Source organism: Rhizobium ecuadorense, from assembly GCF_001187535.1.
GTDB lineage: Bacteria > Pseudomonadota > Alphaproteobacteria > Rhizobiales > Rhizobiaceae > Rhizobium > Rhizobium ecuadorense.
The window spans coordinates 1-298 of record NZ_LFIO01000697.1; the positions used below are offsets into that span (position 1 = coordinate 1).

Below are 298 nucleotides of genomic sequence, written 5' to 3' on the forward strand. Positions count from 1 at the left end.
GACCGATTTCGCAGTCTGCCGCAGGATTAAGGACAAGCGTCCGACAAGCGGAGAAGCGGCCCCTCGCTTTTTCCAGCGCTGAACGATATCCACGATCTAGCCTGACCAACATGAGGAGCATCCGATGATCCACGAATTGCGCATCTATACATGTCTGCCGGGGAGGCTGCCGGCACTGCAGCAGCGTTTCGAGACCGCGACGCTGGCGATCTGGGAGCGACTCGGCATCCGCTCACTCGGCTTCTGGACGACGATGATCGGTTCTTCCAGCAACGATCTGACCTACCTGCTCGAATGG

At 58.7% G+C, this 298-nt stretch carries 1 protein-coding gene; it reads left to right on the top strand.

All coding sequences use genetic code 11. From position 1 onward, the window contains the following. Window positions 1-124 precede the first annotated feature (124 nt). On the top strand, window positions 125-298 hold a 174-nt coding region (locus AF337_RS13315), incomplete at its 3' end, for an NIPSNAP family protein (RefSeq protein ID WP_193393611.1).